Genomic DNA, 24,116 nt, shown 5'->3' with positions numbered 1-24,116 from the left:
GGAGACGGGCCGCGGAGCACACCGCTATGCCCTGGCATCGCGCTTCCACATCCACGACATCGCGGCTATTCCGGACATGCGCCACACACACCGTACGGATGCCCCGTACGGATGCCCGTACCGATGCCTCGTACGGACGGCGATCCCGTACGCACCCGTCCCCCGGAAGGGCGGCCTCCCGCCCCGGCCGGCCACCCCGGCCGTCCCGGGCGGGCCTCAGAGCGCCGCGGCCGCGCGGCTGATGCGGTTCCCCGCGGCCGCGGCGGCGATCAGCCCCACGGCGTGCGCGGCCAGTCCACGACGGCCGTTGCCCGTGACGACGGCGAGGCCGAGCGCGGCACCCAGGGCATGGGCGCCGGCGTCCCCCAGCATCGTGCGCTCTCCAAGGTCGTCGGCGGCGACGGCCGCCACCGCCCCCAACGGCGCGGCGGACAGCGGGCCCGCCGGTCCACGGCGCAGCAGCCCGGGCGCCCCGAGGGCCAGGACCGCGCCGGCCGCGCGGCCCGGCCGGACGTCGAGGAGGTTGACCAGATGGGCCGAGCCCGCGATCACCACGCCCGCCAGCAGTTTGTCGGCCGGGCATGGCTTCAGCAGCGCGCCCGCCGCGAGCCCGGCGGCGCCGATCCCGAACAGCTTCACGGCGCCGCTGGTGACCTCGCCGTCCCGGAGCGCCGAGAGGTGTGCCCGGAATCCGCGGCGGGGGTCACCGGCCCCGCACATGTCGTCGTGGACCCCGCAGCCCCCGGCGGCCAGCACCGCCAGCGCGGTGGCGGCCCGGGTCCGGGCGGACAGACCCGGGGCACCGACGGCGGCGAGCGCGGTACCGGTGGCCGTCGCGAGTCCGGCATGCAACTGCACCGTCCGGCCCGCATGGTTCGTGCGCTCCCACCGGACGGCGCCGCCCGGCGGCCGCTTCCGCAGCGCCGTGTAGGCAGCCCGGGTCGCCCCCGCCGCCGCGAGGAACAACGTGATCCGCCCCAGCGCCCCGCCGCCTGCCGCCGTCACCGCATCTCTCCCCTCGCCCGGCACCATGCCGGGCTCAACTCCCGTCACCCCAGGGGGCGTCACGCGTGTACGGCGTGCCGATACAGCAGCACGTCACAGCACCTTTCACAGCACGCCACCGCACGTTTAGCCCTTCACCCCGACCGTCACCGGCTGATCGTTGTGCAGTTCGGTGAAGAGCTTCTTCGCCCGCCGCGCGTCCCACTTCACGGCGCTGCCCTTGGGGGTCTGGAAACCGAGGCTGGAGACGGGGACATGGAGGCGGGTGCCCTTGCCGGACGAGACGCTCTTCATCGCTTCGAAGAGCGAGGTGAGGTTCCACAGGCTCATGTTCTTGTCGACGATGAGCGTGTCGAGGCCCGCGTTCATCGTGGGGTAGACCTTGGCCGGGTTGAGCAGGATGCCGGGGGTGGCCGTCTTGTGGGAGAGCGCGGCCAGGAATTTCTGCTGGTTCTGGCCGCGGCCGAGGTCACCCTGGGCCTCCTGGTGGCGCTGGCGGACGAACGCGAGCGCGGCGCGGCCGTCGAGCGTATGGCAGCCCTTGGTGAGGTTTTCGCCGGACTTCTTGTCCTTGACGGCCTTGTCCAGGCACATCGGCACCCCGCCGACCGCGTCCACGATGCCGACGAAGCCCGCGAAGCCGATCTCCGTGTAATGCCCGATGTGCAGGCCCGTGTTGTGCTCGATGGTCCGGACGAGCAGCTCGGGACCGCCGCGCGAGAACGCCGCGTTGAGCTTGTCCTTCGACGCGGCGTAGTGCTTGCCGGTTTCGGGGCGGATGTACGGCGGGATGGTCACCCAGGAGTCACGCGGCAGGCTCATCATCGTGGTGCCGTGGGCGCCGGTGTGCAGCAGGATCATCGAGTCGGTACGGCGGCCCGCGTCCGCCGAGCCGCCGGTGTGCAGGTCCTTCAGCTGCTTTCCGGAGAGGCCCTGGCGGCTGTCGGAGCCCACGATCAGGTAGTTGGCGCCCTTGCCGAGCGACGGCCGGGCGGCGAGCTTGCCGAGGTCGACGTCGCGTTCGAGCTTGGTGTCGGCCCATGTGTAGGTACCGACGGACGTGAGCAAGGTCACAGCGATCAGGACGCCGGAGAGCCGCAGGATCCGGCGGCGCCGGGTGGGGCGGGTGGCCGCGGGCCGGGTGCTTCGGCGCACGGGTCCGCCGGGGCCACCGGGTCCGCCGGGGCTGCCGTGTGAGCCCGGCCCGCCGTACGCGCCGTCTCCGCCGTACGGGCCCGACCCGCCGTACGAGCCGTCCCCGCCGTACGGGAACGCCGGGTCGGCCACAGGAGCGCCGGTCGAGGCCAGAGGGGCCGCGGCATACGGATCCTCGCCGCCCGGATGGCCGGGAAACGGTCTGGCGGCGACCGGCTGCGGCGTGTACGGGGCGGGCTGCCATATCTGCCCCGTGACGGCATGCGCCGCCTCGGCTTCGCCGCCGTAACGGCGGGTGTCGTCGGACCACTCCAGCCAGTCGCTCATGGGCGGACAGTCTGCACACTCACCGGCCCTTCACCAAATGGGCCGCAAATCTGCACCACAGGAAGGGTGTTTAGGGGAGAGAAAGCGGATTTCGTGCGGGGTGGGGTGATGAGGCGGGCGCGGTCTTCGCCCGGGAACCGGGCCCCTGACAGGCCAGACGGGCAGGCGGCTGCTGACGCCCGGAGGCCGGGCAGACACCCGGAGGCGGGGGGCCGTCCGGAGGCAGGCAGGCGCCCGGAGGCGGGGCGGGCGCCCTGTGACGGGGCCCGCCCCCAGCCGGCTCGGTCACCTCGACGACAGGCTCTGATAGGCCGGCTGCCCGATCTCCTGCGCGGCGGTCCCCGAGCGGTGCATCCGTTGCCACCTCAGACGGGTGCCCAGCAGGAAGGCCACCACCGACTGGATGACGACGAGATACATCAACTGCCGGTAGACCAGGAGCTGGAACGGCATCGCCCACAACGCCCGGATCTTCTCCCCGTCCAGGCGCAGCGCGTATGCCGCGCAGAGCAGTTGCACGAGCAGGAAGCCACCCCAGACGCCGGCCGACTGCCAGGGGCTGAGGAAGAGCACCCCGTACAACGCGAAGATGTCGACGACCGGCGCGATCAACGGCAGGGCGACCTGGAACAGTGTGAGATAGCTCAGCCCGCGGCGGCCGAAGCGCCCGGCCGGGCCCATTTCGACGACGGCCCCGCGGTGCTTCCACATGGCCTGGATCGTGCCGTAGCACCAGCGGTACCGCTGCCGCCACAACTGGCGCAGCGAGGTCGGCACCTCGGTCCACGCGACGGCGGACTCCTCGTAGACCACCCGCCAGCCCGCCTGCCACAGGGCCATCGTCAGGTCGGTGTCCTCGGCGAGGGTGTCCTCGCTGACCCCGCCGACGCCCATCAGCGCGTCCCGGCGGAAGGCGCCGATGGCACCGGGGACGGTCGGCATGCACTCCAGCACCTCGAACATCCGGCGGTCGAGGTTGAACCCGAAGACGTACTCCAGATGCTGCCATCTGCCCAGCAGGCGGCGCCGGTTGCCGACCTTGGTGTTGCCGCTGACCCCGCCGACGGCCGGGTGGGCGAGCGGCTGGATGAGGCGCTCGATGGCGTCCTGCTCGAAGACGGTGTCGGCGTCGACCATGACCACGATGTCGTACATGGCGTGGGCCAGACCGGTGTTGAGGGCGGCCGCCTTGCCGGCGTTGGGCTGCCGGATCACCCGCACCCGGGGGTCGTCGATCCAGGTGGCGAGGTCCGCCGTCCGGTCCGTGGACCCGTCGTCGATCACGATGATCTGCAACTGCCGGTGGGTCGAGGCGAGCAGGGAACGGACGGTGGACTCGATGCCCGCCTCTTCGTTGTAGGCGGGGACGAGGACCGTCACCGGGTCGGTGACCTCGCGCAGCCGGGGCGCTCCGGGACGGAACCGGGTCAGCCGCCGGACATGGGCACGGGCGAGGAAGACCAGCATCGCCAGTCGCAGCAGCCCCAGCCCGCCCGCGACGGCGAGCACCCAGGCCATTCCGCTGACGAAGGCGTGCCCCAGGGCCTTGGCCCAGATCAGGGCGGTACCCGTCCAGCGCTCGACGGCGGAGACCGGCGCGTCGGGCGAGGGCTGCCGGACGCCAGCCGTCACGGTGGTGAACTTCGCGATCCTCGGGTTGTCGAGCAGCTCCTTGGTGCCCAGGTAGGCGAGGTCGTTCTGGCTGAACTGCCGGATCACGCCCTGCGACGGCTTGCGGTACCACTGGTCGGCGGCGACCAGGGTGTACCCCTCGGCGCCGGCCTTCTCGGCGGCATTCCATTCGGCGCCGCACAGGGTGTCCACCGCGGTGGTCTGCGGCAGCCGCAGCAGCTTGGTGTGGATGCCCGCGCTGCCCGCCAGTGCCTTCTGGGTGAGCGACAGCTCCAGCGAGGCCCGTACCGGCGAGGACTCCCCCATGGCGGCGCCGGTGTAGGTCTCCGAGCCGATCTCATGGCCCTCGGCCCGGATCCGCCGCACCAGGTCCGGGTACTGAGCCACCTGGGCACCACGGAGGAAGAACGTGGCATGGGCGTGGTGCTTGCGCAGCAGGTCGAGCAGCCGGGGTGTCCATTTGGGGTCGGGCCCGCCGTCGTAGGTGAGCGCCACCGTACGGGCGGGCACCGCGGACGAGGCCACCTTGCCGTGGTCGAACCGCAGCACCGGGCCGCCCTTCTCGACGGACCTGGGCACGGGGGTGGTGCAGTCCTTGCGGGTCTTCGCGGCGTCGACCTCGTGGGTGGTCCAGCCCTCGAAGAGCAGCGCGCCGAACATCACCGGGAGGACCATGCACAGCAGCAGCCAATGGCCGCGCGGGTCACGGGACTGCCGGTGCCGGGCACGGTTCGCGCGGCGCCTCACATCGCCCCCGGGACGCCGGGAACAGGCGTCGCTGTGACCCTTCTTCGGACAACAACGGTCTGATACGGGGCATTTGCCACGTCAGCGAGCGGGTTCCGCGGAGCCCTCGCGCGCCGGGGGGAAGCATCGGCGCATGGTCGGTCATCGGATATTTTGTGCCGTTTTGTATACCGTCTGGCCTCACACATGGTGGGCGAGTGTACTCATGACGACGCCGGGGTACGCATCGCGGATCATGAGCGCCCCGGCCGTGCGCAGGAGGTTTGTAACGCCTGCTCAAGCGGCGGCGCAGAGAGAGCGGGGCTGCATCGCGGCAGCGGAACGCCCCCGTGATCAACGCGATCCCGCGGGCCGGCTCTCCGGCCTCCGTCAGCATGTGACCGTGGGTGCGCGTTCCCCTCCCGGCGGTGCGGAAGATGCTCCCGCCGGCGGCCGACGGCTCGGACGGAAGGAGACACTGCTCACATCCCGGAGTGGCGACGCTCACATCCCGGGCCGGCGACGGACGGCCTGCCTGGACGGAGCCGGCCGCGGGTGATCCGAACGCCACCCCCTAGCTTCCCGTGCGCGCCGTCTCCAGGAGTTCCTCGGCGTGCGCGCGGGCCGTCTCGGAGTCCTCCTGGCCGGCCAGCATCCGGGAGAGTTCGCGGACCCGTTCCTCGCCCTCCAGGACGGTGACCCCGCTCCTGGTGACCGAGCCGTCGTTCGTCTTCGCCACCAGCAGCTGGCGGTCCGCGAACGCCGCGACCTGCGGGAGGTGCGTGACCACCACGACCTGCGCCGACTTCGCGAGCCGGGCCAGCCGCCGGCCGACCTCGACCGCCGCCTTGCCGCCGACCCCGGCGTCGACCTCGTCGAAGAGGTACGTCGGGACGGGGTCGGAGCCGGCGAAGACCACCTCGACGGCGAGCATCACCCGGGAGAGCTCGCCGCCGGACGCGCCCTTGGCGATCGGCCGGGGCGGTGCGCCCGGATGCGGCGCCAGGAGGAGTTCGACCTCGTCGGCACCGGCCGGTCCGTAGGCCACGGTGCGGCCGCCGACCGCGATGCCGTCGGCGTCCTCGGCGACCTCGGTCTGGCGGATCTCGACGGTGACCCGGGCGTGCGGCATGGCGAGTTCGGCGAGTTCGGCGGTGACCGCGTCGGCGAAACGTTCGGCCGAGGCGGTGCGGGCGTCGGTCAACGTCTGAGCCAGCTCGCCCAGTTCCGTGCGCAGCGCGTCCCGCTCGGCGGTCAGCTCGCCGATCCGGTCGTCGTCGCCGTCCAGGTCCGCGAGTCGGGCGGCGCTCTCCTGGGACCAGGTGAGCACGGCTGCGATGTCGTGGCCGTATTTGCGGGTCAGCTGGTTCAGGGCGGCGCGGCGCTCCTCGACGGCGGCCAGCCGCAACGGGTCGGCGTCCAGACCGTCCGCGTAACTGGCCAGCTCGCCGGCCACGTCCGCCATCAGGATGCCGATCTCGCCGAGCCGCTCGGCGAGCGCGGCGAGTTCCTGGTCGTGGCTGCGGACGGCCTCCAGGGCGCGGTGGGCGCCGGCGACCAGGGTGGTGGCGTCGACGCCCTCGGGGTCCTCGGGGTTGCCGGCCAGCGCGGCGTGCGCGGCGGTCGCGGCCGAGGCCAACGCCTCGGCATGGCCGAGCCGCTCGGCCTCGGCGGCGAGCTCGGTGTCCTCACCGGGCTGCGGTTCGGCCGCGGCGATCTCGTCGAGGCCGAAGCGCAGCAGATCGGCTTCCTGGGAACGTTCCCGGGCCTGCGTCGTCAGCTCGTCCAGCTCGGTGGCGACGGCACGCAGCCGGCGGTGGGCGGCGGTGTATTTGGCGAGCGGGACGGCGACCGCGTCCCCGGCGTAGCGGTCCAGGGCCTGGCGCTGCCGGGCCGGCCGCAGCAGGCCCTGCTGGTCGGTCTGGCCGTGCACGGCGACCAGGTCGTCGGCCAGCTCCGCCAGCAGGCCGACCGGTACGGAGCGGCCGCCCACGTGGGCGCGCGAGCGGCCCTCCGCGGAGAGGGTGCGGCTGATCAGCAGCGCCCCGTCGTCCAGCTCCGCGCCGGCCTCCTCGGCGCGGACGGCGGCAGGGGCACGGGAGCCGACGCTGATCCTGCCTTCCACGACGGCCGACTTGGCACCGATCCGCACCAGGGCGGGGTCGGCGCGCCCGCCGAGCAGCAGGCCGAGGCTGGTGACGACCATGGTCTTGCCCGCGCCCGTCTCGCCGGTCACCGCCGTGAAGCCCGGGGACAGCTCGACAACGGCATCGTCAATGACGCCCAGGGACCGGATCCGCATCTCCTCCAACACGGATACGACCTTACGAGGTCCGGGTGCCGCCCCGCGACGGCCTCCCCTCACTCCTGCCCCGGCCCTGCGGAAAACCCCACCGCAAAGCGGGTGGAAGCCACATGGTGCGGGCGCCTGCCCGGCCGTCACGCTGAGCACGGCCCGGAACCGAGCCGGAACGATAGATGCCGGAACGGAGCCGGAACGGAAGGTGTGCTCCTGTCCGGCGGATCGGTGCACAGGGCGGTGCGCGGGCTCCGGCTCGCGCCGCCCGGCGACGGCGACGCCGTGCGCAGCCGCCGGGCGGGTACCCCCGCCGTCCACACCCCCGTCTTCACCGACGACGCACTCTCCGCCCGGCGCGACTCCGGCCTCACCCGCGCCAGGGAACTCCTCGCCGACGGGACGCCGGAGGAACACCCTGAGCACTCGGGGCCCCGGGCAAGCCGGTGCCCGGCTCAGATGGTGCTACCCGGGTCCTCTGCTCTTCCGGCTCGGCCCGCTGCCCTTCCGTACTCCCGTGCGGCCAGGCCGAAGACGAGGCCGCCGACCAGGAACCAGGGGTTCCACAGTGCCAGCGTCCACAGCCGCTGTTCCGGGCTGACGGCTGCCTCCTGGCCCGTTGCGTCGGCCATCAACAGCACCTCGACGGAGACGCCGCGCACCAGCAGCACCGCGCAGACACCCCAGCCCAGTGCCGTGACCGCCCGTCCTGCCAGGCCACGAGACCGCGGTCGGGCGAGACGCCATCCGAGCGCACCGCCGAGGAGGCACAGGATTCCCACGCCCCACAAGCCCACCGCCACGAACCACCCGGGGCGTTCCTCGGCCAGCGGCCCCGCTGACACGCTCAGGCCCCGGCTACCGCCCAGCGCCCAGTAGAAATGCAGCACGGCGAAAGCGACCGCCCAGGTACACGCGATACGCCCCCACCGGCCCGGTGTTGTTCTGTCCTGGGGATCTTCATACATGGCCAGGAGCATGCCACTGCCGTGGCACGCCGCCGCCGGCTTCGCCGACAAGCCAGCAAGCACACCGTCCGGGCGGCCGCGGCATCGGTGGCCGCCCGGCTCCCTCACGTGCGACCGAACACCTCGGACGGACCACACGCATCGAACGTGACCGCAGGCAACGGACGTGCCGAACGCGTCGGACGTGACCGTCTAGTGCGGTGCCCCGCGCCACCCCGCCACCGGGAGCGCGAACTTGGCGACCAGGCGGTCGGTGAAGGAGGCGTGATGCAGGCGGGCCAGGCGTACCGGGACCGCGCCGCGGCGGACCTCGACGCGGGCGCCGGCGGGGAGTTCGACGCTGCGGCGGCCGTCGCACCACAGGACGCCGTGCGGGGTCTTCGGCTGGACCTCGACGGCAAGGACCGAACGCGGCGAGGTCACCAGCGGCTTGGCGAACAGTGCGTGTGCGCTGATCGGGACCATCAACAGGGCCTCGACCTCGGGCCAGACCACCGGGCCGCCGGCCGAGAAGGCGTAGGCGGTGGAGCCGGTCGGGGTCGCACAGACCACCCCGTCGCCGCCGAAGCGGGAGACGGGCCGGCCGTCGACCTCGGTCACCACCTCCAGCATCCGCTCCCGGGCGGCCTTCTCCACCGACGCCTCGTTCAGGGCCCAGTCGGTGTGCACGACGTTGCCGTTGTTGCGGACGAGGATGTCGAGCGTCATCCGTTCCTCGACCTCGTAGGCGCGGGTGACGACCCGGTCGACGACCTTGTCGAGGTCGTCGCGTTCGGCCTCCGCGAGGAAGCCGACCCGGCCGAGGTTGACGCCGAGCATCGGGACCCCGGACGTCCGGGCGAAGTCGGCGCCGCGCAGCAGCGTGCCGTCCCCGCCCAGGACCACCAGCAGTTCGCAGCCCTCGGCCGCGCACGGCTCGGAGTCGACGCGCTCGACCGACGACGGCAGCGGCAGGTCCGCGGCCTCCTCCGCCAGCACCCGCACCCCGATGCCGCAGCGCAGCAGGCCCTGGACGACGAGTTCGGCGCTGCGGATGGCCGCGGGGCGGCCCGTGTGGGCGAGCAGGAACACCGTCCGCCCGGCACCGTTGTGCTCGTGTGCTGCGCTGCCTTCAACTGCCTGGGTAGTGGTCAACGAGGCCCCTCCGCCACTGCACGGTCGACGTCCGCCGGGTCGAGTGCAGGCGCCCCGGCGCGCAGCCACAGAAAGTACTCGACATTTCCCGAAGGACCCGGCAACGGGCTCGCAGTTACGCCAAGTACGCCAAAACCGAGCGCGGCCGCCCGCTCGGCGACGGCCCGTACCGCCTCGGCCCGCAGCTGCGCACTGCGCACCACCCCGCCGCTGCCCAGCCGCTCCTTGCCCACCTCGAACTGCGGCTTGACCATCAGCACCAGGTCCGCGTCGGGCGCCGCACAGGCGGCCAGCGCGGGCAGCACGAGTCCCAGCGGGATGAACGAGAGATCGCCGACGACGAGGTCGACGGGCTGCGAGTCGATCTGGTCGAGTGTCAGTTCCCGCACGTTGGTGCGGTCCTTGACGGTGACCCGCTCGTCGCTCTGCAGCGACCAGGCGAGCTGTCCGTACCCGACGTCGACGGCGACGACATGGCCGGCGCCGGCCCGCAGCAGGACATCGGTGAAGCCACCGGTCGAGGCGCCGGCGTCCAGCGCCCGCCGGCCCTCGATCTTCAGGCCGAGCGGAACGAAGGCGGCGAGGGCGCCGGCGAGCTTGTGCCCGCCGCGCGAGACGTAGTCCGGATCGCTCTCGTCCGCCCGGACGACCACGGCGGCGCTGGTCTCCACCTGGGTGGCCGGTTTCGTCGCGGTCGCGCCGCCCACGGTCACCCGGCCCGCGGCGATCAGCTGGCTGGCGTGCTCGCGCGAACGGGCCAGCTTGCGGCGCACCAGCTCCGCGTCGAGTCGGCGTCGTGCCACTCCTGCCACCTGTGGTTCAGCTCCTGTTGTCGTGCGGCGTCGAGAAAGTCGAGGACGGTGCGGGCGGCCCGGGGTGCTGGTCGAGGGCGGCCAGCACGTCGCGCAGCCCACGGTGCACATCCTCGTACACCGGGAGGTGGCCGTCGGCGGGGAGGTGGTCGGCGTCGGCGAGGCGCCGCAGCCGGGCGTCGACCGCGGGCTGGCCGGTGGGGGTCACCCCCACCCCGAGCGGCTGCGGCCCGGCCGCCCCGGCGCCCGCCGCCTCCCCCGCTCCGCCGTCCTCGGGCTCCACGCGCTCCTCCGGCTCCCCGGGCCCGGCGGGTGCGGGTGCCTCCGGCTCCGGGCCGGACATCGGCTGTTCCATGCCCCCGACGCTACCTCGGCGAAGGGCACCACGGACGAACGAGCCGTCCCCGACCTGGCGTATCGTCGCTTCCGATGGCAACTCTCGACCAGTGCCGCGCCGCTCTCGACCGGCTGGCCCAGAACATGTCCTCGGCCGACGGCAGGGTCCGCGGGGCCACCGCGGTCCACCGTTCGCTCAGCTGCCGCATCACGGACCTCGATGTGACCTTCGTGGGGCGGCTGGCCGACGGCACCATCCAGGAGGTGAGCGCCGTCCCCGGCCCGCCCCCGCACAAGGCCGACATCCGTCTGACCATGACCGGCGACGATCTGGTCGCCCTGGTGGACGGGGAGCTGAACTTCGCCCGGGCCTGGAGCAGCGGCCGTGTCAAGCTGGAGGCCGGCCTGCGCGACCTGCTGCGCCTCAGGACGCTGCTGTAGTCGCCGCCTCGCCCGCCGCCTGCCCGGCCACGGCCCGGCCGCCGCGGTTGCGGTGCCGGCGGGCGGCGGGGACGACCAGCGGGGTGCCGGTCTCCGGGTCCTCGATGATCTGGCAGCCGAGCCCGAAGACCCGTTCCACCAGCTCCGCGGTGACGATGTCGCCCGGCGCGCCCTCGGCGACGACCGCCCCGTCCTTCATGGCGATGAGATGGGTCGCGTACCGGGCCGCGTGGTTGAGGTCGTGCAGCACCGCGACCAGGGTGCGCCCCTGTTCCTCGTGGAGCTCCGCGCACAGGTCCAGCACCTCGATCTGATGCTGGATGTCCAGATAGGTCGTCGGCTCGTCCAGCAGGAACAGCGGCGTCTGCTGGGCGAGCGCCATCGCGATCCACACCCGCTGGCGCTGCCCGCCGGACAGCTCGTCGACACAGCGGTCGGCCAGCCCGTCGACACCGGTGGCCGCCATCGACTCCCGGACGATCCGCTCGTCCTTCGCCGACCACTGCCGCAGCAGGCCCTGGTGCGGGTAGCGGCCGCGCGCGACCAGGTCCGACACGGTGATCCCGTCCGGGGCGATCGAGGACTGCGGCAGCAGCCCGAGGGTCCTGGCGACCTTCTTGGCCGGCTGCGCGGAGATCGCGGAGCCGTCCAGCAGCACCGAGCCCGCGGCCGGCTTCAGCATCCGCGACAGCGCGCGCAGCAGCGTGGACTTGCCGCAGGCGTTCGGGCCGACGATGACCGTGAAGGAGTGGTCGGGGACGGCGACCGAGAGATTCTCGGCGATGACCCGCTGGTCGTAGGCGAGGGTGACCTGCTCGGCCGTGAGACGGCTCACGTCAGCGCTCCTGGGGTTGTCGTATCGCTGTGGGGGTCGGGTGGTACGGGCGACGGTGCGGCCGCGGGCCGCCGCCGGCCGCCGCTCGCCGGGCCGCTCAAATCCGGCCCGCCCGGCGCTCCGTGGCCAGCAGCCACAGCAGATAGCCGCCGCCGAGGACGCCGGTGAGCACCCCCACCGGCAGCTGGTCCGCGCCGAAGAGCCGCTGCGAGGACCAGTCGGCGGCGACCAGCAGGGCGGCTCCCATCAGGGCGGACGGCAGGAGGTTGGGGCCGGGAGAGCCGGTCAGCCGGCGGGCGAGCTGGGGTGCGCTGAGCGCCACGAAGGAGATCGGCCCGGCCGCCGCGGTGGCGACGGAGACCAGGACGACCGCCGCGATCAGCACGACGACGCGGACCCGGCCGACCCGTACGCCCAGCGCGGCCGCCGCGTCATCGCCCATCTCCAGCATGCGCAGCGCCCGCCCGTGGCACAGCAGCAGCGGGACGAGGACGGCGCAGACGACGGCCGGCGGCCAGACCTGGCGCCAGTCACGGCCGTTGAGGGAACCGGTCATCCAGGTGGTGGCCCGGGTCGCCTCGACGATGTTCGCCTTGGTCAGGAGGTAGAGCACCATCGCGTAGAGCATCGCGCCGGCGCCGATGCCGACCAGCACGAAGCGGTAGCCGTGGATGCCGCGCTGCCAGGCGAGCAGGAAGATGCCGAGGCCGGTGACCAGGCCGCCGACAACCGCTCCGGCGGCGACCGCGAAACCGCCGCCCTGGAAGAAGACGATGACGGCCAGGGCGCCGACGGACGAGCCCTGGGCGAAGCCGAGGACATCCGGGCTGCCCAGCGGGTTGCGGGAGACGGTCTGGAAGACCGCCCCGGCGATCCCGAACGCGGCACCGACCAGCAGCCCCACCAGCACCCTCGGCAGTCGCAGGTCCTGCACGACGAACTGCTGGCCGGCGTCGCCGCCGCCGGTCAGGGTGGCGATCACCTCGGCCGGCGTCATCGGGTAGTCGCCGGAGCCGATCAGGGCGACGCCGGCGGCCAGCGCGAGGGCCAGCAGCAGCAGTCCGGTCCCCAGGGCGCGTGGTTCCAGGCGCAGCGAGAGCCCGCCCTTGGTGCGCACCGTTCTGGTCCGCCGGGCCGTCCCCGCTCGCCGACCGCGTCCGGCCCCCGGCGTCCGCCGCTGCTCGGTGTCTGTCGCGCTCACAGCTGGGCCATCCTCCGACGCCGTACGAGGTAGATGAAGACCGGCCCACCGGCGAGAGCCGTCACGATGCCGACCTGGAGCTCGCCGGGCCGGGCCACGACCCGGCCGAGCACATCCGCACCGACCAGCAGCACCGGCGAGAGCACCGCGGAGTACGGCAGGACCCAGCGCAGATCGGGCCCGGTCAGGGCCCGTACGGCATGCGGAACCATCAGGCCCACATAGACGATCGGGCCGCAGGCGGCGGTCGCCCCGCCGCACAGCAGGGTGACGGTGACCATCGCCAGCACCCGGGTGCGGGTCAGCCGGGTGCCCAGCGCCCGCGCCTGATCGTCGCCGAGCGCGAGGGCGTTCAGCGGCCGGGCGAGCAGCAGCGCGAGGACGGCGCCCACCGCCAGGAACGGCGCGATCCGGGTCACCGTCGGCATGGTGGCGGTGGCCAGCGAACCCACCGTCCAGAAGCGCATCTTGTCCAGCGCCGCGGTGTCCATGAGGTTGACCGCGTTGAGGTAGCCGACGAGGACGGCGGTCAGCGCGGTGCCGGCGAGGGCAAGCCGTACGGGCGTGGCGCTGCGGGTGCCGCCGAGGACGTACACCGCGACGGAGACCGCCGCGGCGCCGGCGAACGCGCACCACACATAGCCGGACAGCGAGGTGACGCCGAAGAAGCTGATGGCGGTGACGACCGCGGCCGAGGCACCGGCGTTGATACCGAGAACTCCGGGGTCCGCCAGGGGATTTCGGGTCAGCGCCTGCATGACCGTGCCGGCCAGGCCGAGGGCGGCGCCCACGAGCAGGCCGAGCAGGGTGCGGGGGAAGCGGACATCGCGGATGACCACATCGGTGTCGCTGCCGGTGTAGTGGAACACCCCGTGCCACACCTGGTCGAGGGGGATCTGTTTCGCGCCGACGGCGATGCCGAGGACGGTGACGACGGCCAGTAAGGCCACGGAGGCGAACAGCCCCGCACCACGCAGGACCTGTCGTCGCCGGGGTGACACCGGGGCCGGGGTGGCCGGTGCTTCGGGGGGACTGTCAACCAACACGCTAGTTAGGTTAGCCTACCCTGATATCGACCGTGCCCGGCCCCCACGAGAGAAGCGCAGACGCCATGAGTACCTCCCGAAGCACCCCCGTTTCCCGTCGCGGCATCCTGGCCGCGGGCGGCGCCGTCGGTTTCGGCGCCCTGCTGGCCGCCTGCGGCGGGGGCAAGGGCCCGGGAGGCACCAACGGCAGTGCCGGGAAGGGCTCCTGGGTCTTCACCGACGACCGCAAGGAGAAGGTCTCCCTGGCGCACACCCCCCAGCGCATCGTGGCCTTCACCGGCACCGCGGCCGCGCTGCACGACTTCGGGATCGACGAGCAGATCGTCGGCGTCTTCGGCCCCACCAAGCTGAAGAACGGCCGGCCCGACCCGCAGGCAGGCGACCTGGACATCGACAAGGTCACCATCCTGGGCAACGCCTACAACCAGTTCAACGTCGAGAAGTACGCGTCCCTGCGCCCCGATCTGCTGGTCACCAACATGTACGAGCCGGGCGCGCTGTGGTTCGTACCGGACGACAGCAAGGACAAGATCACCAAGCTGGCCAAGTCCGTGGCCCTCACCTCCTCCCGCACCCCGCTCGTCAAGATCATCGAGCGCTACGCCGAGCTGGCGGAGTCGCTCGGCGCGGACCTCAAGGCCAAGAAGGTCACCGACGCCAAGGCCCGCTTCGAGAAGGCCTCCGAGGCGCTGCGCAAGGCCGCCAAGGCCCACCCGGTCAAGGTGCTCGCCTGCTCCGGCAGCCCCGACCTCTTCTACGCCTCCAACCCCGGCATCAACGCCGACCTCATGTACTACAAGTCCCTCGGCGTCGACCTGATCGTCCCCGACCACCTGGACAAGGGCGGCTACTTCGAGAGCCTGAGCTGGGAGAACGCCGACAAGTACCAGGCGGACGTGCTGCTGCTGGACAACCGGACCGCCACGCTCCAGCCCAAGGACCTGGCCGCCAAGCCCTCCTGGGCCAAGCTGCCCGCCGTCAAGGCGCACCAGATCACCCCCTGGTCGAGCGAGCCCCGCTTCTCCTACGCGGGCGCCGCCCCGCTCATCGAGTCGCTCGCCAAGGCGGTCGGCAACGCCAGGAAGGTCAACTGACGCCCGGCCGCGCCTCGGCCGGCGCGCTCCGCCGCAACCGCACCGCACAACCGCCGCCGCACCCCGGCCCCGTTCACCGCCGTCGCACCACCGCAGCCCGCCCCGGGAGGTTCCCCACATGACCACGACAGCCGCCCCCGCCACCGCACCGTTCCGCTTCTTCGAGGTCCAGGTCCTGCGCACCCGGCGGCTGGGCCCGTCCATGGTGCGGGTCACCTTCGGCGGCGAGCGGCTGGCCGAGCTGGCGTCCGGCGGTCGCGACCAGCGTTTCAAGCTCTTCCTCCCGCAGCCCCATCAGGACCGGCCGGCCCTCGACGACACCGGCGACGGCTGGTACGCCGCCTGGCGGGCGCAGGATCCGGCCGAGCGGGCGGTGATGCGCTCGTACACGATCCGCGCCCAGCGCCCTGACCCGGCGGAGTTCGATGTGGACTTCGCCCTGCACGGCGCGGAGCCGGGCACCTCCCCCGAGCTCTCCACTCCGTTCGAGCAGGGAGGTGCTCCCCTCACGGCGGGCGGCCCGGCCTCCCGCTGGGCCGCCCGCGCCCGGCCCGGCGACCGGCTGACCGTGCTCGCCCCGGCCGTCGAGGACAACGGCGGGGTCGACTTCCGCCCGCCGGCCGGCACCGACTGGATCCTGCTCACCGGCGACACGACGGCGCTGCCCGCGATCGCCGGCATCCTGTCCTGGCTCTCCCCCGGCACCCGCGCCAAGGTCTGGATCGAGATCGCGCACGAGGACGACCGGCAGCAGCTGCCGTCCTTCGCCGACGCCGAGATCACCTGGCTGGTCCGCGACGGGGCCACCGCCGCAGGCGGCGACTCGGTGCTCGACGCACTGCGCGCCGCCGAACTGCCCGCGGGCACCCCGTACGCCTGGGTCGCCGGCGAGGCCGGGACGGTCCAGGCGGTGCGCCGCCACCTCGTCCGCGAGCGCGGCATCGACCGCAGGGCCGTCACGTTCACCGGCTACTGGCGGCGCGGCGCCACCGAGGAGGACCTGCTCGCGGAGCTGACGGCCGCGGCGGCGACATCCCGGGACGAGTGAGTCACCGCGGCGGCGGGGGCGCACCGGGCCAGGGGCGCACCGCCGGAGCCCCGGCCCTCAGATCCCGATCCGGGCCAGCGCCTTGTCCGCGTCCGCCGCGCAACTGCCGTCGCCCGCGGCCGTCCAGGCCGCCGCGCACAGCGCCCGCAGCCCGTCCAGCGGCGTCCCCTCGCCGGTCACCGCGAGGGTGTCGCCGGACGCCTCGGCCCGCCAGCCGCCGCACCGGAATCCGTCCCCGTCCGCGGTCACCTCGGGCTGCGGTGCCAGCAGTCCGCGCAGGTCCGCTTCCACATAGGCGGGACGGTGCCGCGGCGGGGCGGCCAGCAACTCGGCGGGGGTGGTGACGCCGGTGAGCACCAGCAGCGAGTCGACACCGCCGTTGCAGGCACCCTCGATGTCCGTGTCGAGGCGGTCGCCGATCACCAGCGGTCGCCGCGCGCCGGTCCGCAGCACCGTCTCCCGGTGCATCGGCGGCTGCGGCTTGCCCGCCACCTGCGGCGATCCGCCCGCGGCGATCCGCACCACCTCGATCAACGCACCGTTGCCCGGGGCGATCCCGCGCTCCTTGGGGATGGTGAGATCGGTGTTGGACGCGAACCACGGCACCCCGCGCTGCACCGCGTACGCGGCCTCCGCCAGCCGCGCCCAGTCCAGCGTGGGGTCGTAGCCCTGCACCACCGCCGCCGGATCGTCCTCCGCGGAGAAGACGGGCTCCAGCCCGCGCTCGCGCAGGGCCACCAGCAGCCCCTCGCCGCCGATCGCCAGCACCCGCGCGCCCGGCGGCACCTGCTCGGAGATCAGCCGGGCCACCGCCTGCGCCGAGGTGATCACGTCCTCGGCGCCGGTCGGCAGCCCGAAACCGGACAACTGGTCGGCCACCGCCTGCGGTGTCCGGGCCGCGTTATTGGTCACATAGGCGAGGTGCATCCCCCCGTCCCGTGCGGTGGTCAGCGACGGGACCGCATGCGCGATGGCCTGTCCGCCGGCGTAGACGACCCCGTCCAGATCCAGCAGCGCGGTGTCATATGCCTCGCTCAACGCATGCCGGGACCCGTCGGGCCGCCTGCGAACCTGCTCGTTCATGCCGTCTCGCTCCTCGCTCCCGTGCGCCCACCGAGGGACCCGCCGCCACCGGGGACGACTCGCCGCCCGGCACCGGTGCGTGCCCCTCCGCTTCGCGCCTACCGGTATTTCCAGCCACATACGGGCTGTCCCCCGATCTTCCCTCATCGGTGTGGCGGCATAGCATTCTTCAATGACCAGTAGCGACGGCCTCCGCCTCCTCCCGTTCCGCGGACTGCGTTACGCCCGGGAACGGGTCAGCAGCCTGACCGCCGTGACCTCCCCGCCGTACGACGTGGTGGTCCGGCCGGACGGCGTGCGCCATCTGGAGACCGCCGATCCGTACAACATCGTCCGGCTGATCCTCCCGCACGCCGCGGACCCGACCACCCGCCACCGCCAGGCCGCCGACACCCTGCGCCGCTGGCGCGCCGAGGGCGTGCTGACGCAGGACACCGAGCCCGCGCTGTACGTCTACGAGCAGCGCGCCGGTGAGGTGCTGCAGCGCGGACTGATCGGGGCGCTGCGGCTGGACGGCCCGGTGCTGCCGCACGAGGGTGTCATCCCGGAGGTGGTCGAGGACCGGGCCGCCCTGATGCGTGCGGCGGCCGCCAACTTCGAACCGCTGCTGCTGTCCTACCGCGGCCAGGGCACCGCGACCGGCGCCGCCGCGGTCATCGAGCGGGTGGTGGAGGAGGAGCCGCTGCTCGCGACCGTCACGGAGGACGGCTTCGCGCACCGCCTGTGGGCGGTCACCGCCCCCGCCGACCTCGCCGCCATCGACGACGACCTCAGCGGCCGGCAGGCCCTGATCGCCGACGGCCACCACCGCTGGGCGACCTACCAGCGGCTGTACGAGCAGCGGCCCGGCGCCGACGCAGCCTCGCCCTGGGCGTCCGGCCTGGTGCTGCTGGTCGACACCGCCCGCTATCCGCTCCAGGTCCGGGCGATCCACCGGGTGCTGCCGCATCTGCCGCCGGCCAAGGCGCTGGCGGATCTGGCCGGTGCCTTCCGCGCCCGTACGCTCCCGGGCGAGCTGTCCGCCGCCCTTCAGGCCCTGGAGGAGACGCCCGGTACCGCCTTCGTCCTGGCCGGCGGGCCGGACTCCTTCCACCTCCTGGACCGCCCCGACCCCGGCCTGCTGGACCGGACGATCCGCCGGGACCGGCCCGAGGCCTGGCGGCAGTTGGACGCCACGGTGCTGCACTCCGTCCTGCTGGACGAGGTCTGGCACATCCCTGACCATCCGTCGGACATCGGCTATCTGCACCACACCGGGGCCGCGGTCGAGCAGGCCGCCCGGCACGGCGGCACCGCGGTCCTGATGCGCGCTACCTCCGAGGAGACGGTCCGTCAGCTCGCGGAGCAGGGCGTGACGATGCCACGGAAGTCCACCTCCTTCGGCCCCAAGCCCGCCACGGGCCTGGTCCTGCGCACGCTGGACGACACCGGCAACTGACCTCCCGCACCGCCCGCACCGCGGCACCACACACCCTCCCTTCGAAGTAGTTAGGTTAGGCTTACCTAACTACGTCGCCGGGCGGGTCTCCCTGCCCCTGCGCACACCCCACCCTGCGCGGGACGTGGTCAACTCCGCACCAGGGAGGACATCGTCATGAGTCTCCTCGCGCACTCCACCGAGGACCCGTCCGACAGCCGGACCCATCTGCTCCACAACGGCACGGCGCACCACTACCACCGCGCGGTCACCGAGACCGTCGCCCGGATCAGCGCCAAAATCGCCGGCACCACCCGCCCGTTCACCGGCATCACCGTCGACGGCCTCACCCCCACCGTCTCCGGCGTCGACCTGGACACGCCGCTGTACGACGCGACCGCGGCGCTGGACGAGCTGGAGGACGTCTACCTCCGCGACGCCGTCTACTTCCACCACCCGCGTTACCTCGCCCACCTCAACTGCCCCGTGGTGATCCCCGCCCTGGTCGGCGAGGCCGTGCTCGCCGCCGTCAACTCCTCCCTGGACACCTGGGACCAGAGCGCCGGCGGCACCCTCATCGAGCGCCGGCTGATCGACTGGACGGCCGACCGGATCGGCCTCGGCGCGCACGCCGACGGCATCTTCACCAGCGGCGGCAGCCAGTCCAACCTCCAGGCCATGCTGCTCGCCCGGGACGAGGCCTGCCGCCGCGCGCTCGCCGGCGGCGAGGTACCCGACGGCGCCGGGCCCTCCGACGTCCTGCCGCGGCTGCGCATCCTCACCTCCGCCTGCAGCCACTTCAGCATCCGCAAGGCGGCCACCCTGCTCGGCCTGGGCGCGGAGGCCGTCATCGCCGTCCCCTGCGACGAACAGAAGCGGATGCGCACCACCGACCTGGCCGCGGAACTGGCGCGCTGCGACCGCGAGGGCCTGATACCCATGGCCGTCGTCGCGACGGCCGGCACCACCGACTTCGGCTCGATCGACCCGCTCCCCGAGATCGCCGGCCTGTGCGCCGGGTACGGCACCTGGATGCACGTCGACGCCGCGTACGGCTGCGGCCTGCTGGTCTCCCGCCGCCGCGCCCTGCTGACCGGCATCGAACGCGCCGACTCGGTGACCGTCGACTACCACAAGTCCTTCTTCCAGCCGGTCAGTTCGAGCGCCGTCCTGGTCCGCGACCGCACCACCCTGCGGCACGTCACCTACCACGCGGACTACCTCAACCCGCGCCGGACGGTGGAGCAGCGCATCCCCAACCAGGTCGACAAGTCGCTCCAGACCACCCGCCGCTTCGACGCCCTCAAGCTCTGGCTCACCCTGCGCATCATGGGCGCCGAGGCCATCGGCGCACTCTTCGACGAGGTCATCGACCGCGCCGCCGACGCCTGGAAGCTGCTGCACGACGACCCCCGCTTCGAGGTCGTCGTCGAGCCCCGGCTGAGCACCCTGGTCTTCCGCTACGTGCCCAGCACCGACCAGGACCCCGACCTCAGCGACCGGGTCAATCTGCACGCCCGGGAAGCCCTGTTCGCCTCCGGCGACGCGATCGTCGCGGGCACCACCGTCGACGGCCGCCACTACCTCAAGTTCACCCTGCTCAACCCGGAGACCACGCTGGCGGACATCGCCACCGTGCTCGATCTGATCGCCGAGCACGCCGGCACCTTCCTCGCCGCCCGGCCCCGGCCGACGCTCAGCGCGCGCTGACTGCCCCTCCCCTAGGGCCTGTTCCGAACGACAGACCCTCGCCGACCCCCCATCGGAGCCCCCGTGTCCGCCCCTTACGACTTCATCGCCATCGGCCTCGGCCCGTTCAATCTGGGTCTGGCCTGTCTGACCGAGCCGATCGACGGGCTCGACGGCCTGTTCCTGGACGACAAGCCGTCCTTCGACTGGCACCCCGGCATGATGCTGGACAGCAGCCACCTCCAGGTGCCGTTCCTGGCCGACCTGGTCACCCTCGCCGACCCCACCTCCCCCTTCTCGTTCCTCCACTACCTCAAGGAATCGGGGCGGCTCTACTCCTTCTACATCCGCGAGAGCTTCTATCCGCTGCGCGCCGAGTTCAACGACTACTGCCGCTGGGCGGCCGGCAAGCTCGACACCGTCCGCTTCTCGCACCGGGTCACCACCGTCGAGTACGACCCGGCCGCGGAGCTGTACGTCGTCCACGCCACGCACCTGCCCACCGGCGAGGTCACCTCCCACCGCGCCCGCAAGCTCGTCCTGGGCACCGGCACCCCGCCACACCTCCCCGAGGCCTGCCGGGGCCTGGGCGGCGATCTGCTGCACAACGCCGACTACCTCGACGCCAAGGCGTCCCTCCGGGCCAAGGACAGCATCACCCTGATCGGCAGCGGCCAGAGCGCCGCCGAGATCTACCACGACCTCCTCCAGGACATCGACGCCCACGGCTACCACCTGACCTGGGCGACCCGCTCCCCGCGCTTCTTCCCCCTCGAATACACCAAGCTCACCCTGGAGATGACCTCACCGGAGTACGTGGACTACTTCCACGCCCTCCCCGCGGCCACCCGCGACCGCCTCAACGCCACCCAGAAACACCTCTACAAGGGCATCGACTCCGCCCTGATCAACGACATCTTCGACCTGCTCTACCAGAAGAACCTCAGCGGCCCCGTCCCCACCCGGCTGCTCACCAACACCGCCCTGCACCGGGCCCGCTACGACCGGACCTCCGGCACGTACACCCTCGGCCTGCGCCAGGAGGAACAGGGCACGGATTTCACCCTCGACACCCAGGGCCTGATCCTCGCCACCGGCTACCGCTACCGCGTCCCGGACTTCCTCGCCCCGGTCCACGACCGCCTCGTCTGGGACGACGCCGGCCGCTACGACGTGGCCCGCAACTACAGCATCGACACCACCGGCCACGGCATCTTCGTGCAGAACGCCGAACTGCACACGCACGGCTTCGTCACCCCCGACCTCGGCATGGCCGCCTACCGCAACTCGTGTCTGGTGCGCGAGCTGCTCGGCCGCGAGTACTACCCGGTCGAAAAGGCCATCGCCTTCCAGGAGTTCGCCGCTCCGGCCAGCCCGCACCACCCCCTGGAGATCCCCGCATGAACGAGCACCGCACGCGCATCCGCGGGCAGCGCGCGCCGCACGCCGCCGAGGCCGGGCCCGGCGAGCGGCCGGCCGCCGCCCCGCTCTTCACCCGCACCGACGCCACGCTCGGGGAGTTCGCCCTGCGCTGGGTCGATCCGGCCGCCGACGCCCGGCTGCTGCACCGCTGGGTCACCCACCCCAAGGCCGTCTTCTGGCTGATGCAGGACTGCGACCTCGCCGCCGTCGAGAAGGAGAGCGCGCGGATCGCCGCCGACCCCTTCCACGACGCCTTCCTCGGCCTGCACAACGGCACCCCGGCCTTCCTCATGGAGCGCTACGACCCGGCCCACCGGGAGCTGGTCGGTATCCACACCGCCGAGCCCGGCGATGTCGGCATGCACTTCCTCACCGCTCCCACCACCACCCCCGTGCACGGCTTCACCCTCGCCGTGCTCACCACCGTCATGGAGATGCTCTTCGCCGACCCGGCCACCCGCCGCGTCGTCGTCGAACCCGACGCCCGCAACACCGCCGTCCACGCCCTCAACGAGGCCGTCGGCTTCGAGGTCCTGCGCACCGTCTCGCTCCCCGCCAAAGACGCCTGCCTCAGCACCTGCACCCGCGAGAAGTTCCTGGCCGCCCGAGGAGACCACCGATGACCGCCGCCGGCCCGCCCAGCGCCCAGGAAGCCGTCGCCCACCTCACCCCCACCCTGTGGGCACGGGCCAACCGCCTGCTGCTCCGCAAGGCCCTCGCCGAGTTCGCCCATGAACGGCTGCTCACCCCCAAGCGCCTGCCCCCGGACGGCCACTACTGTCTGCACAGCGACGACGGCTCGACCGAGTACCGCTTCGCCGCCCGCAGACAGGCCCTGGACCACTGGCAGATCGACGCCGACAGCATCACCCGTCACCGTTCCCACACCGAACTCCCCCTGGACGCCCTGGAGTTCATCCTGGAACTGCGCGACTCCCTGGGCCTCGGCGCGGAGGCCCTCCCCGTCTACCTGGAGGAGATCAGCTCCACCCTCTCCGGCACCGCCTACAAACTCGCCACCCAGCAGCCCACCGCCGCCGCACTCGCCCACGCCGGCTTCCAGACCATCGAGTCCGGGATGACCGAGGGCCACCCGTGCTTCGTCGCCAACAACGGCCGCCTCGGCTTCGGCATCCACGAGTACCACGCCTACGCCCCGGAAAGCGCCCGCCCCCTCCAGCTGATCTGGCTCGCCGCCCGCCACGACCGCGCCACCTTCACCGCCGGCGCCGGCCTCGACTACGACACCCTCATACGCGGCGAGCTCCCCCGGCACACCCGCGACCGCTTCACCGCCACCCTCACCGGCCTGGGTCTCGACCCGGACGACTACTACCTCTTCCCCACCCACCCCTGGCAGTGGTGGAACAAGCTCTCGGTCACCTTCGCCGCCGAGGTCGCCCAGCAGCACCTGGTGTGCCTGGGCCCCGGCGACGACAGCTACCTTGCCCAGCAGTCCCTGCGCACCTTCTTCAACACCACCAACCCCGCCGCCCACTACGTCAAAACGGCCCTCTCGGTGCTCAACATGGGCTTCATGCGCGGCCTGTCCGCCGCCTACATGGAAGCCACCCCGGCCATCAACGACTGGCTCGCCCGCCTGATCGACGCCGACGACACCTTCCGGGCCGCCGGCTTCTCGATCCTCCGCGAGCGCGCCGCCCTCGGCTACCACCACCCCCAGTACGAGGCCGCCACCGACAAGGGCTCCCCGTACCGCAAAATGCTCGCCGCCCTCTGGCGCGAGAGCCCCGTCGCCGGCCTCGAACCGGGCCGCCGGCTCGCCACCATGGCCTCCCTCCTCCACACCGACGACCAGGACGATTCCTTCGCCGCGGCCCTCATCGAGGAATCCGGCCTGGCCCCCGCCGACTGGCTGCGCCGCTACCTCGACGCGTATCTGACCCCGGTCCTGCACGCCTTCTACGCCTACGACCTGGTCTTCATGCCGCACGGCGAGAACGCCATCCTGGTCATCGAGGACGGTGCGGTGGCCCGGGTGATCTTCAAGGACATCGCCGAGGAGATCGCCGTCATGGCCCCCCAAGGCCTTAAGGGCCAGGGTGGTGCCCCCGTCACCGCGACCCTGCCCCCGGCCGTCGAACGCATCCGCGCCGACGTCCCCGAGGACAAGAAGCTCCTCTCGGTCTTCACCGACGTCTTCGACTGCTTCTTCCGCTTCCTCAGCGGCATCCTCGACGACCGCGGCGTCCTCGACGAGGACACCTTCTGGCGCACCGTCGCCGAGTGCGTCCTCGACTACCAGGCGTCCGCGCCGCACCTCGCCGACAAGTTCGCCCAATACGACATGTTCGCCGAGGAGTTCGCCCTCTCCTGCCTCAACCGCCTCCAGCTGCGCAACAACCAGGAGATGGTCGACCTCCAGGACCCCGCGGGCGCCCTCCAACTCATGGGCACCCTCCGCAACCCCCTCGCCCCCTACGCACCG

General features: G+C 72.5%; 20 protein-coding genes. 8 read left to right on the top strand and 12 right to left on the bottom strand.

All coding sequences use genetic code 11. The features are described 5' to 3' along the window. Positions 1–216 precede the first annotated feature (216 nt). The 8 genes from EST92_RS12145 to EST92_RS12110 all read right to left on the bottom strand — a co-directional run bounded on the left by EST92_RS12145 (position 217) and on the right by EST92_RS12110 (position 10,410). Positions 217–1,032 (bottom strand): hypothetical protein, encoded by an 816-nt coding sequence (locus tag EST92_RS12145; protein ID WP_129280964.1) that lies wholly within the window; start codon positions 1,030–1,032, stop codon positions 217–219. Between the two features lie 99 nt (positions 1,033–1,131). After that, complete coding sequence (locus tag EST92_RS12140; RefSeq protein ID WP_129280949.1) at positions 1,132–2,487, bottom strand: LCP family protein; 1,356 nt, start codon at positions 2,485–2,487, stop codon at positions 1,132–1,134. A gap of 285 nt (positions 2,488–2,772) precedes the next feature. Then, a complete protein-coding gene (locus EST92_RS12135; RefSeq protein ID WP_129280948.1) occupies positions 2,773–4,866 on the bottom strand; it encodes a bifunctional polysaccharide deacetylase/glycosyltransferase family 2 protein in 2,094 nt (697 codons plus the stop codon). Between the two features lie 553 nt (positions 4,867–5,419). Further along, positions 5,420–7,147, bottom strand: a complete 1,728-nt coding sequence (gene recN / locus EST92_RS12130; RefSeq protein WP_129280963.1) for a DNA repair protein RecN — start codon at positions 7,145–7,147, stop codon at positions 5,420–5,422. Between the two features lie 449 nt (positions 7,148–7,596). Continuing rightward, on the bottom strand, positions 7,597–8,109 hold the full coding sequence (locus EST92_RS12125) for a DUF3995 domain-containing protein (RefSeq protein WP_129280947.1): 513 nt from the start codon (positions 8,107–8,109) through the stop codon (positions 7,597–7,599). A 192-nt stretch (positions 8,110–8,301) separates the two neighbouring features. Further along, on the bottom strand, positions 8,302–9,180 hold the full coding sequence (locus EST92_RS12120) for an NAD kinase (protein ID WP_129280962.1): 879 nt from the start codon (positions 9,178–9,180) through the stop codon (positions 8,302–8,304). 59 nt (positions 9,181–9,239) lie between these two features. Beyond that, on the bottom strand, positions 9,240–10,055 hold the full coding sequence (locus EST92_RS12115; protein WP_129247569.1) for a TlyA family RNA methyltransferase: 816 nt from the start codon (positions 10,053–10,055) through the stop codon (positions 9,240–9,242). Between the two features lie 7 nt (positions 10,056–10,062). Next, positions 10,063–10,410, bottom strand: a complete 348-nt coding sequence (locus EST92_RS12110) for a hypothetical protein (protein WP_129280946.1) — start codon at positions 10,408–10,410, stop codon at positions 10,063–10,065. A 74-nt stretch (positions 10,411–10,484) separates the two neighbouring features. Here EST92_RS12110 and EST92_RS12105 point away from each other — a divergent pair, with 74 nt between their 5' ends. Then, on the top strand, positions 10,485–10,832 hold the full coding sequence (locus EST92_RS12105; protein ID WP_129280945.1) for an SCP2 sterol-binding domain-containing protein: 348 nt from the start codon (positions 10,485–10,487) through the stop codon (positions 10,830–10,832). Here EST92_RS12105 and EST92_RS12100 read toward each other — a convergent pair. The 3 genes from EST92_RS12100 to EST92_RS12090 form a co-directional block, all read right to left on the bottom strand. Further along, a complete protein-coding gene (locus EST92_RS12100; RefSeq protein ID WP_129280944.1) occupies positions 10,816–11,667 on the bottom strand; it encodes an ABC transporter ATP-binding protein in 852 nt (283 codons plus the stop codon). The genes EST92_RS12105 and EST92_RS12100 overlap by 17 nt on opposite strands. A gap of 97 nt (positions 11,668–11,764) precedes the next feature. Then, entirely contained in the window at positions 11,765–12,784 is a 1,020-nt protein-coding gene (locus tag EST92_RS12095) for an iron chelate uptake ABC transporter family permease subunit (RefSeq protein WP_161981732.1), read from the bottom strand. Positions 12,785–12,864: 80 nt separating this feature from the next. Further along, positions 12,865–13,914, bottom strand: coding sequence for an iron chelate uptake ABC transporter family permease subunit (locus EST92_RS12090; protein WP_174243989.1), 1,050 nt, complete (start codon positions 13,912–13,914; stop codon positions 12,865–12,867). A gap of 65 nt (positions 13,915–13,979) precedes the next feature. On the opposite strand from EST92_RS12090, the gene EST92_RS12085 reads away from it, so the two are divergent. Together EST92_RS12085 and EST92_RS12080 are read left to right on the top strand one after the other, a co-directional pair. After that, on the top strand, positions 13,980–15,008 hold the full coding sequence (locus EST92_RS12085; RefSeq protein ID WP_129280942.1) for an ABC transporter substrate-binding protein: 1,029 nt from the start codon (positions 13,980–13,982) through the stop codon (positions 15,006–15,008). A 118-nt stretch (positions 15,009–15,126) separates the two neighbouring features. Continuing rightward, complete coding sequence (locus EST92_RS12080; protein ID WP_129280941.1) at positions 15,127–16,056, top strand: siderophore-interacting protein; 930 nt, start codon at positions 15,127–15,129, stop codon at positions 16,054–16,056. A 57-nt stretch (positions 16,057–16,113) separates the two neighbouring features. Here EST92_RS12080 and EST92_RS12075 read toward each other — a convergent pair whose 3' ends face one another. Beyond that, on the bottom strand, positions 16,114–17,139 hold the full coding sequence (locus EST92_RS12075) for an HAD-IIA family hydrolase (protein ID WP_129280940.1): 1,026 nt from the start codon (positions 17,137–17,139) through the stop codon (positions 16,114–16,116). A gap of 172 nt (positions 17,140–17,311) precedes the next feature. On the opposite strand from EST92_RS12075, the gene EST92_RS12070 reads away from it, so the two are divergent. The 5 genes from EST92_RS12070 to EST92_RS12050 all read left to right on the top strand — a co-directional run. Further along, positions 17,312–18,577: a DUF1015 domain-containing protein gene (locus tag EST92_RS12070; protein ID WP_129280939.1), complete on the top strand. Its 1,266-nt coding sequence runs from the start codon at positions 17,312–17,314 to the stop codon at positions 18,575–18,577. A gap of 156 nt (positions 18,578–18,733) precedes the next feature. Continuing rightward, a complete protein-coding gene (locus EST92_RS12065; RefSeq protein ID WP_129280938.1) occupies positions 18,734–20,266 on the top strand; it encodes an aspartate aminotransferase family protein in 1,533 nt (510 codons plus the stop codon). 63 nt (positions 20,267–20,329) lie between these two features. Beyond that, complete coding sequence (locus EST92_RS12060; RefSeq protein ID WP_129280937.1) at positions 20,330–21,649, top strand: lysine N(6)-hydroxylase/L-ornithine N(5)-oxygenase family protein; 1,320 nt, start codon at positions 20,330–20,332, stop codon at positions 21,647–21,649. Further along, a complete protein-coding gene (locus tag EST92_RS12055) occupies positions 21,646–22,290 on the top strand; it encodes a GNAT family N-acetyltransferase (protein WP_129280936.1) in 645 nt (214 codons plus the stop codon). The genes EST92_RS12060 and EST92_RS12055 overlap by 4 nt, the downstream gene beginning before the upstream one ends. Further along, positions 22,287–24,116, top strand: a 1,830-nt coding sequence (locus EST92_RS12050; RefSeq protein WP_135789048.1) for an IucA/IucC family siderophore biosynthesis protein, incomplete at its 3' end; no start/stop codon positions are given. The genes EST92_RS12055 and EST92_RS12050, both read left to right, overlap by 4 nt.

The organism is Streptomyces sp. TM32 (assembly GCF_004122755.1).
Lineage (GTDB): Bacteria > Actinomycetota > Actinomycetes > Streptomycetales > Streptomycetaceae > Streptomyces > Streptomyces sioyaensis.
This window is presented reverse-complemented; position numbering and strand designations above follow the sequence as displayed.